Genomic DNA, 8,092 nt, shown 5'->3' on the forward strand with positions numbered 1-8,092 from the left:
CGGTAAGCTCACCCCGATCGAGTTTGAGACAATAAACGTGGCCCGCAAGGCCGCCTGAAACCACTAACCCTTCGAGTCAACTGAACTCGGGGCAGTCCCATTAGCCGAGGGGTTTGGGTAGGTCTCTAGATCTTTGTAACTTAGTAACTTTGTAATCTTGACGCTTCTAGCCGCGGAATCCTGCGGTTCTCGCCGTTACAGCCGTGATCACAATTTGTAACCTTAGGCGTGGTTTGTAACCGCGCTCACATTCGGCGCTCTGAGCTCCGGCCCTGTGGGCATGCTCGCTCCGCGGCATCGGGCCGTGCCGCCTTTGCCCTGGGGCGGCGGGGAACCTGGCGCGCGCCCGCGCCCACAGCAAATGGTGGCGGTGCCAGCACTGCGCCGCGGGTAGCGGCCAGCGGCGGAGCAACCAGTCATTCGCTGCGTGGGCTGCCTGCGTCCGCAAAACAGATTTCCGAGGCCGGGCCGTATCCGTTGCATTTGTTCGCTCCATCGTTGCCCTCGAGTGCCCCATGAGCGAGCTCTGCTTGGGGGATGTCGCCACCACTGCTGGGCAACTACGACCGTCACGGGGAAACGAATGAACGCTAGGGAGCCTGGTGAAACGGGCGGAGAGCCTAGGCACTCCACCCGTCCGCGCTGTCAGGCTGTCAGCTAGCGTCCACGAGCGCGGCCGCCTTCGCACGTGCGTCTGCGTCTGCCTGCGCATTCACGAGCGCGAGGCCAATCGCCCGTGAGCGCTTGACTGCGGCGGTCAGGGCCGGCTGCGGCTTCGTCGCGCCACCCCTCGGCGGGCACGTGCAGCCGGAGCCCATGCGTCGGATCCTGGCATGATCTCGGACGTGAGCCGGGTCGACAACACCGTCGTCTTCGACGGCGCGACGCTCCCAGTCGGCGTTATCTCGCGCCTGGAGATCCGTCAGTTCCTGGAGGCTGCCGGGCAGTGAGGTGCGCCGCTGCAATCCTTTGTAGGTCTTCGCTTTGTTGTTCCAGGAGTCAGAGGGGACGCCATACCCGTGGAGCATCGGTTCCTCACCGAGCATCCGCTGGGCACGATTAATCACCCTATCGCGGCCGTCAGAGAACCAGAGCTGATCATTACGCACGGCCTCCATCAGGCGGTCAGTGAACGTTTGCTTTCCCATCGGCTTGCTTCCTGGGTTCTCGCGCACGCGCCAAGCCTCAAAGAGGTGGTGCAGAAATGGGAATGGGAGGAGATCCCATGCAAAGTGCTCACGAAGCTCCACCCAGAACTCGCGAACCAAGTCGTTTCGGATCTGCGCTTCCTCTTTCAGGTCGCGGCACGATTTCGGCTCTGAAAGCGTGTAGTGCGTCATGTGGAGGACACGCCACAGCACATACTCCAGCACCTTCGTGTCGCTCAGGAAGGTCTCCTTGATCTCCGGGAACGCGGCCCCTGTGAAACTCTTGGGGAAGGGTACGAACAGCTGGCGGCGCGAAAACGAGCTGGACTTGTCCTTTGTGCTGAGAAGCGCATTCACACATTGAACAATGAAGCCGCGAAAGCGGATTGTGATTACCCTTCGCCCCTTGCGGTTGATCGGGATCCGATCTCCTGTCACGGCGGCCTTCAAGTTTGCCAGAAAGGTCAGATGCTCCCCGACGTTGTTTTCGTCGACCAGCACGGCGAACGCAGTTAGGAGCGGCTCAAGCTTGAAGTCATTTCCAGGCCCGCCCCACGCGTCGAGAGGAATCGAGCAGTACGCGCCAGAGCCCTCGCCGAACAGATGCTGGATCATCTCGACGAGGGTGCCCTTGCCCGATTCGCCGAGGGTGCTGTAGAAGAAGGCCATCTTGTTCCAGCGAACGCCCGGGCGGACGCTGGCGCTGATGATCTCCCAGACAGTATTCGCAACATCCTCAGCATCATCCAGCGGTTCGAAGAGATCGAGCAGCCAGTCACTGAATTGCCACGGCGAGCGGTCGCTGAGGAAGCGCATCGGTTCTTCAGGCTCGGTGCGCGGGCAGTCGACGGCGAGCTTTGACGTGAAGACATCGACGTCGGGGTCGTAGTCCCTCTGGGTCTTCGTCTTGAAATCGAAGACCCTGCTCTTGCACGGGATCGCGTCGCGATCGGAGGTCTTCTCTACGCGAGGCGCGATGTCGTAGAGCTTGCCGATGATCTCCCTCATCTTCGGGTCGGAGACGTCCTGGTCGAAGCCGAGGATCAACGCTCTCAAGGCAGACTCGTCTGCGACGAAGAGGCCGCGGTTCGCGCCGGCGGACTGATAGAAGCCGAGCTCGTCGAGAGTCGTGTCACCGAGGCCAGCGTGCGCGATCCGACGGATCCGATGCCAGCGCGCGGCGAGCATCGCGAGCTGCCAGGCGGTCAACGCGGCCGGCGGCCCACCCGGCACGTAAACAGGCCTCTCCTTGCCATCTTCCCCGTACCATTCGCGGATGCAGGCCAGTGTCGAACGTGCCACAAGCTCCGAGTTCGAGGTCAGCTTCGCGGGCAGTGCCGCGGGGTCGAGACCGGCGAGCCCCTCAAGGTAGCTCTTGGTGACGTAGTTGATTCGCTCCGCACGACTCCACTGCTGCGGAAGTTCGTCAAGCAACTTTGAATCTTGATTCTCGCCGTTGTGTGTGGCGAGTTCGTCATGGGAGTCAGGCGGGAGCTCCGTGTCGGCTATCGAGCCTTCTTCGGCGCTGGTGGGACGCTCGTAGCTATTCTCGGTGAGCGAACTACTCCTCGGGAGCGCGTGATCATCAGCGGAGGTCTTCCCCTCGGGGTTCGCAGCGCGGACGAGGTTGGGCTGAACTTCCTTGTCCCTCTCGGCGTCGCTTGGTAGAGTCATCGCTAAGTCCTTTCAGCCGAACAACGAGCTGTAACTCGTCGGCTGGAGATAAAAATCGTGTAGAGCGCCTCGGCAATTGCCGGGGCGTTTTGCTTTTCCTGTCTGGGGGAGTGGTGGTCGCGCCTTTTTGTTCACCGCGCCTCAGGCTCGAGTTGCTCCTCGATCCATGAGTCGACGTCGGATTGACGCCACCGAACCGCGTGCCCTCCGAGCTTCACTGCTCGTGGCAGAGACTCGCCGGTCGAGCGCTTGCGGTAAATGGTAGACATCGACATGCCGGTCTGAGCCGACAGGTCCTTCGCGGTGAGGAGTGCGATTGGACGCGCTCGGGGATGCTGCACTGTCATTACAACGTTCCTTTCTACAGGTTCTATATCGTGTAATCTGATGCTAGCGGCTACCCCTTTCTTATACAAGTTCTGTATCCTGTAAGCATGAGTGAAATCGAAACGGTATCTGCTGCCGTAGGGGCGTTCGTCTCGCAAGTTCGTCGGGAGCACGGCCTCACGCTGGATCAGATTGCCCGCGCCGCCCGTTCTTACGGAGCAAGTTGGAGCGCTAGCAGTGTCAGTAACATCGAGCGCGGGCAGGCGTCGTTGACCCTCCCCGCTCTGCTGCTGCTGGCACTTGCCCTGGGCGACCTAGTGGGGCAGCCGCTCACGCTCTCAGCCTTGCTTGGAGACGCGGAGGTCCTCACTCTGGTATCCGGCGGCCAGCACCCTGTGAAGCGCTCGTGGGTCGATGGCGTGCTAAATGGCGTTGAGGTGACCAGGAGCCCTGTCGCGCGCGCCGATGCAGAGGAAGACTACGAGGTGGACGAGGAGTTAGAGGACGAGGTTCTGCGCAAGATGCGCGAGATGCGCGAGATGCGCGGTCGAGAGGCGACGCGTGCCGAAGTGGCCGACCAGGTCGCCCACCTCCTCGACCAGTCCCAGATGCCTCCTGAGCCGGCGACCCGGAACCCCACCAAGGGCGATGCAGGCAGCCTGGCAGAGGAGCGCGCAGCCAAGAAACTCGGCATAAGCATCGGCCGACTCCGGCAGCTGGCTCTCGACCTCTGGGCACGTTCCCTCGAAGAAGAGTCGTCCCGGCGCGCCGGCACTGACAGCACACCCCAGGCCCGCGGCCGTGTAACTCGCGTGCTCGTTGACGAGATCCGCGGGTCCATGAAGGAGGGGCGCTGATGGCTAGACCGAGGATGGGAATTGGGACGTACGGCACCATTAATACGAGCGAAGTCCAGCCCGGGAAATGGCGCGCACGCACCCGGTACCGATTCACCGATGGGAGGGCCCGTCAAGTTGAAAAGTACGGTGCGAGTAGGGCGAAGGCGACCTCTGCGCTGAAACAAGCGCTCACGACCATCGAGGCGGATCGGGGCGGCGAGTTGAAGCCGACCACTTCCTTGCGTGTCCTCGCGCAGATGTTTCTGGACGCCAAGCGCGATGTAGGGCGATCCGAGGGCACATTGGAAACTTACGGCTATGCGGTGTCCGCCCACATAATCCCAAAGATCGGCAACCTCACCGTCGCCGAGGCGAAGCCGGAGCGTCTGCAGCCGTTCCTCAACCGCATCGAGAAGGAGAGCGGGGCCGGCGCCGCGAAGAACTGCCGCTCGACACTGAGCGGGATGATGGCTTTGGCCGTGGTCAACGGCGCCACAGAGAAGAACCCCGTGCGTGAGCTGGAGCGAATCTCTCGAAGCAGGGCGAAGAGGAGAGGCAGCGCCGCCATCCCTCTTGACGAACTGCCCGCGTTCCTCGCCATTGCCCGTGCCGATGCAGACTTGATGAGGTGGGACACTGTCGGGTTGATCGAGTTCATGCTCTCGTCAGGCTGGCGCGTGGCGGAGGTCTGCGCCCTCGATGTGACCTCGGTGGATTTTTCAGCCGGCACGGCCACCGTTGAGGCAATCAACGTTCGGGTGAAGGGCCTGGGCGTTGTAAGGCAGAACTTCCCCAAGACCGAGAAGTCAGCACGCATTACGCCCCTGCCCGCGCAGACGATGGAGCTGCTCCACCGCCGCCACGAAGTACTGCGGGAGTTCACGACGCTTCTATTCCCTACTCCGCTGATGCGCCTACGCGATCCGTCGAACACTCAGCGCGAGATTCGCGACCGGCGCGACGTGCTTGGCTATCCTGCACTGTCTACGCATTCGTTTCGCAAGACCGTGGCCACGATCCTCGACCAGGAGGGGTTGTCGGCCACTGAGATCGCCGACTACCTCGGTCACGAGAACCCGTCCATGACCCAAGACGTCTACATGAACACAATCAAGGGATCGAAGCGCGCTGCTGAAGTGATGGGACAGCGACTCGATGGCCTCATCTGAATGTGCGGGGTTTATGCGGGGTGCCCGACTGAAAACTTGGGCACAAATGAAGAAATCCCCGTAAGTAGAGCCTTACGAGGATTTCAGTGGCCCCGACCGGCGTCGATCCGGTGACCTTTCGATTTTCAGTCGAACGCTCTACCAACTGAGCTACAGGGCCAGAAAGAAACTTCGAGAAGTCGCTTTCCAAGGAAAAAAACCCTCTCTTTCGAAAGGGCTCAATGCCTGTGCGACCCTGACCGGACTTGAACCGGCGACCTCCGCCGTGACAGGGCGGCGCGCTAACCAACTGCGCTACAGGGCCTCGTGATGAGAACCATTACGTATTCTATTGTGTGTTTTGCCTGTCGTAACACGCACATAAGTCTTGCACATATTTGAAACGACCTGCGTAGCCCCAACGGGATTCGAACCCGTGTTAACGCCGTGAAAGGGCGCCGTCCTAGGCCACTAAACGATGGGGCCGAGACGCCATAGACTTCATGGCTTCCGACGCATAAGCATACGGTCTGGGTGCGGCAATTCCCAAATCGGCTCCGGGGCGGCGTTTCGGGGGCGTTGGCGGCGGGTTCGCGGATGCCCGGCTCGCCCGCGAATGGCGGGAGCGTGGCTCCCTTCTCGGGTTAGATTCGGGAGGTGCTGGGCGTTTCCGCCTGAAGTTGTTACTGTGAAAAGAGTTAACACTGTTACGCATGTGGTTAACGAGCTCGATCGGAGAGTAATGAGGCGCATGGCATCCGCACGAGTCCGCACTGTTCTGGAGCGGCTGGCGGGTCTTCGGATCCGAGCCGGCGCACCCGGTTCCGGCGCGCGCATCCGGCGCAGGTCCATCGCGTCCACCGGCTTCCTCGCAGCACTCACGCTCATCGCGAGCCTGGCCGGTCCGGCCGGTCAGGCCCTCGCCGTCGACTACCCGACCTGGCAGGACCTGCAGAATGCGAAGTCCAACACGGCCGCGGCCGCAAGCCAGGTGGCGCAGATCCAGGAGATGATTGCCAACCTCAAGGTGCAGGTGGCGGAGACGCAGGCCGAATCGGAGAGGCGCGGCGCCGAACTCCGGATCGCCCAGGAAAAGTTCGACGAGGCCACCCGTCGCGCGACCGACCTGCAGGCCCAGGCGGATGCCGGCAAGGCCACTGCCGACGCCGCGACCAGGCAGGCAGGCCAGTTGGCCGCCCAGCTCTACCGCACCGGCGGTACCGACCTCAGTGTCAACCTGTTCCTCGACGGCCAGGCTGCGGGCAAAGACGCCGACGCGCTGCTGTCGAAGCTCGGTAGCATGAGTAAGCTCGTCGAGCGCAGCTCCGACGTCTACGTTCAGGCGCAGACCGCGCGCAACACCGCGCAAGCGCTCGGGGACCAGGCCAAGATCGCCCAGACCGAGCGTGAGGCGCTTCGGGTCGAGGCCGAGGCCGCCCTTGTCGCGGCGCAGGCCGCGGCCGAGGCCGCCGCGAACGCGCTGACCGAGTCCCAGGCCAAGAGCGTCGAGCTCGACGCCCAGCTCAAGTTCATGCAGGACGCCCAGGCCACCACCACGGCCGGCTACGAGGCCGGGGTCGCGGAACGCGCGCGCCTCGCGGCCATCGAAGCGGAGCGCGCCCGAGCCGCAGCAGCGGCTGCGGCCGCAGCCAACCGGAGCAGCGGCGGGGGGTCGACCGGCAGCGCCGGCGCGGGCCTCGGCGGCGGCTACATCAACAACGGCTGGGCTGTGCCGGCAAGCGGGCGAATCACCGACGGCTTCGGCCCGCGCGCCGTGATCTGCGGTGGCGGGAGCTGCAGCAAGGGGTACCACAGCGGAACCGACATCGGTGCCGGCTGCAGCGCCCCGATCTACGCGGCCAGCGACGGCGTGGTCACCTACGCCGGCTCCAACGGGAACTACGGCAACTACATTCAGATCGACAACGGTGGTGGCGTCTCGACTGGCTACGCGCACATCCGCTCGGGTGGGATCTTCGTCTCCAACGGGCAGCGCGTCTCGGTCGGCCAGAACATCGCGAGCGTCGGCAGCACCGGCGCGTCCACCGGCTGCCACCTGCACTTCGAGGTGCGCACCAACGGCTCCCTGATCAATCCCCAGCCGTTCATGGCCGACAGGGGAGTCCCCCTTGGCTGACGAGTCCACCAGGCCGCGACTGAAGCCCGCTCGTCTGTTCGCGATCGGTGCGATCGGGGCGGTGGCGGCATCCGCCGGGCTCGTCGCCCCGGCCGCGTTCGCCGAGGCGGGTTATCCCAGCTGGGACGACGTGGCGAAGGCCAAGCAGAGCGAGGCCACGAAGCAGGCCGAGATCGTGAAGATCACCGCACTGCTGCTCGGACTGCAGACCGCCGCGGCCGATTCGTCGAAGGCGTCGCAGATTGCGGCCGAGGCGTACCGGGTGTCCCAGGACGACCTCGAGGCCGCGACCGCCCGCGAGGCAAGCCTGACCACGCAGGCCGAGGCCGCGAAGATCCGCGCCGCCACCTCGAAGATGCGCGCCGGCCTGATCGCCGCGCACCTGGCCAAGGCCGGCGCCCAGGACCTGTCGCTGAACCTGTTCCTGAACGGTCGGAAGGCGGATGACCTGCTCGCGCAGCTCGGCACCGCCAGCAAGCTGGGCGAGGCGTCGGAGACCATCTACCGCCAGGCCCTGCAGGACAAGAACACCGCCGAGTCGCTCGGCGACCAGGCCGCGGCCGCGGCGGCCGAACGCACCCGGCTGAGCGCCGCCGCGATGAGCAGGTTCGACGAGGCCAACGCCGCCGCCCAGGCCGCCGCCGCGGCCCTCGAAGCCGAACAGAGGAAGTCCAACGACCTGTTCGAGCAGCTGGCGCTGCTCAAGGACACCACCGCAGAGACCGAGCGGTCCTACCGGGCCGGCCAGGATGCCGCAGTCGCGGCCGCGGCACTGGCCCGCGCCCAGGCGGCGGCCGCGGTGCGTGCGGCGGCCGACCA

The 8,092-nt window shown here is 64.1% G+C and carries 5 protein-coding genes, 3 tRNA genes and 1 pseudogene; 4 read left to right on the plus strand and 5 right to left on the minus strand.

Annotation, left to right across the window (positions count from 1 at the left end):
- Window positions 1–653 precede the first annotated feature (653 nt).
- Together E3T48_RS04920 and E3T48_RS17585 are read right to left on the minus strand one after the other, a co-directional pair.
- The gene (locus E3T48_RS04920; RefSeq protein WP_134522720.1) at window positions 654–2,822 is read right to left on the minus strand and encodes a DUF5906 domain-containing protein; all 2,169 of its coding nucleotides are present in this window, start codon (window positions 2,820–2,822) and stop codon (window positions 654–656) included.
- A gap of 131 nt (window positions 2,823–2,953) precedes the next feature.
- Window positions 2,954–3,169: a helix-turn-helix transcriptional regulator gene (locus E3T48_RS17585; RefSeq protein WP_134522721.1), complete on the minus strand. Its 216-nt coding sequence runs from the start codon at window positions 3,167–3,169 to the stop codon at window positions 2,954–2,956.
- 87 nt (window positions 3,170–3,256) lie between these two features.
- Here E3T48_RS17585 and E3T48_RS04930 point away from each other — a divergent pair, with 87 nt between their 5' ends.
- Together E3T48_RS04930 and E3T48_RS04935 are read left to right on the plus strand one after the other, a co-directional pair.
- The gene (locus E3T48_RS04930; RefSeq protein ID WP_134522722.1) at window positions 3,257–4,006 is read left to right on the plus strand and encodes a helix-turn-helix domain-containing protein; all 750 of its coding nucleotides are present in this window, start codon (window positions 3,257–3,259) and stop codon (window positions 4,004–4,006) included.
- Complete coding sequence (locus E3T48_RS04935) at window positions 4,006–5,157, plus strand: site-specific integrase (protein WP_134522723.1); 1,152 nt, start codon at window positions 4,006–4,008, stop codon at window positions 5,155–5,157. The genes E3T48_RS04930 and E3T48_RS04935 overlap by 1 nt, the downstream gene beginning before the upstream one ends.
- A gap of 87 nt (window positions 5,158–5,244) precedes the next feature.
- Here E3T48_RS04935 and E3T48_RS04940 read toward each other — a convergent pair.
- The 3 genes from E3T48_RS04940 to E3T48_RS04950 form a co-directional block, all read right to left on the minus strand.
- Window positions 5,245–5,317 (minus strand) — tRNA-Phe (locus tag E3T48_RS04940).
- Between the two features lie 70 nt (window positions 5,318–5,387).
- A tRNA-Asp gene (locus E3T48_RS04945) sits at window positions 5,388–5,461 on the minus strand.
- Window positions 5,462–5,549: 88 nt separating this feature from the next.
- A tRNA-Glu gene (locus E3T48_RS04950) sits at window positions 5,550–5,622 on the minus strand.
- A gap of 265 nt (window positions 5,623–5,887) precedes the next feature.
- On the opposite strand from E3T48_RS04950, the gene E3T48_RS04955 reads away from it, so the two are divergent.
- Window positions 5,888–7,273: a M23 family metallopeptidase gene (locus tag E3T48_RS04955; protein ID WP_241986660.1), complete on the plus strand. Its 1,386-nt coding sequence runs from the start codon at window positions 5,888–5,890 to the stop codon at window positions 7,271–7,273.
- Window positions 7,266–8,092 (plus strand): annotated as a pseudogene (locus tag E3T48_RS04960) (NlpC/P60 family protein); the annotation flags it as partial. The gene E3T48_RS04955 and the pseudogene E3T48_RS04960, both read left to right, overlap by 8 nt.

The sequence above is a fragment of the Cryobacterium fucosi genome (genome assembly GCF_004403515.1).
GTDB lineage: Bacteria > Actinomycetota > Actinomycetes > Actinomycetales > Microbacteriaceae > Cryobacterium > Cryobacterium fucosi.